The sequence below is a fragment of the Microbacterium sp. NPDC055910 genome (assembly GCF_042271185.1).
Taxonomy (GTDB): Bacteria; Actinomycetota; Actinomycetes; order Actinomycetales; family Microbacteriaceae; genus Microbacterium.
On record NZ_JBHJZS010000072.1, the window covers coordinates 1 to 1043 of the forward strand.

Below are 1043 nucleotides of genomic sequence, written 5' to 3' on the forward strand. Positions count from 1 at the left end.
GCTATACATCGAAGAGAAGGGCGGCGTCGTAGCTGTCCACGACGTCAACAGCAACGAGACGATGATCGGCACTCAGAACGTTGACGGCGAGGTCTACTTCGCTCGCATTCCTGACGAGGACGAGTACGCCAAGAACAAAGTGGGAGTCGTGTGGGAAGAGCCCCGCGACGACCACACATACATCGTTTGGGTCCTCGACGAGGGTGGCCTGTAATGCTTCTCGCCCGTCTACGCGAACTGTGGATGCAGTTCTGGGACAACCCGTTCACGATGTTCGATCGGTCGAGGGCTGACCGGGATCACAACACGATGACGGGCCGCGACGAGGACGAGCAGTGATCCTCGTCAGCGAAGCCGAGCTACTCGCAGAGCTGCCCGAGATCATCCCGTTCTGCACCGAGTGTGGCGGCCGCGTGTACCAGCGTGCGACGACCGGCCTGTGGTGGCACTACCACGCACGTGACTTCTACGGCCCCTGCGATTGGGGTCGACCGTTCCCACGAGAGGACAGCAATGACGAACATCGTCGAGTTCGTGGACGCCAGGCTCAGCGAGGAGGCCGACGCCGCCAACGCGATGCCCAACCCCGAGAAGCACAGGCGCACAGTTGATGCGCTGCGTACGGTAGCGGGCCAGATCGTTGCGCACCTCGAGGCCAACGATGTTGACGACCCGACCGACCATCCCGTCGCGGCTGGCCTCCTCGTCGTCGCACAGGTGTGGTCCGATCACCACGACTTCCAACCCCGAACCGTGTGGTTCCCGAAGATGAGCAAGGTGGGCAAGTGATGAACGAACCCGAGTTCATCAGGCGACTGATCGATAAGCCAGCGCGGAAGGGTGAAGCGTCGGTGGTCTATGCAGGTCCGAGTGACCGCGTGTTGCGACGCCTGACGTCGATGCAGTACCGACGTCGTTTCGCCGAGGCGCATGTCCTGCCACAGGAACACACCATCGGTGCAGCTTGGCAGCCGCAGTTATCCACAGGCATACTGGGTGCGTTGGTTCCCTCATGCCCTGATGGCGTGGGGGTTCTGTCGTTT

Annotated in this window: 4 protein-coding genes; all 4 read left to right on the plus strand. The window is 61.6% G+C overall.

Annotated features, from left to right (window positions below):
- On the plus strand, positions 1-214 hold a 214-nt coding region (locus ACFC3F_RS15070; RefSeq protein ID WP_376131542.1), incomplete at its 5' end, for a hypothetical protein.
- Entirely contained in the window at positions 214-339 is a 126-nt protein-coding gene (locus tag ACFC3F_RS15075) for a hypothetical protein (protein ID WP_290723858.1), read from the plus strand. The genes ACFC3F_RS15070 and ACFC3F_RS15075, both read left to right, overlap by 1 nt.
- Positions 340-513: 174 nt before the next feature.
- Positions 514-789, plus strand: a complete 276-nt coding sequence (locus tag ACFC3F_RS15080; RefSeq protein WP_290723855.1) for a hypothetical protein — start codon at positions 514-516, stop codon at positions 787-789.
- The coding region (locus ACFC3F_RS15085) for a hypothetical protein (protein WP_376131545.1) at positions 789-1043 on the plus strand (255 nt) is incomplete at its 3' end. The genes ACFC3F_RS15080 and ACFC3F_RS15085, both read left to right, overlap by 1 nt.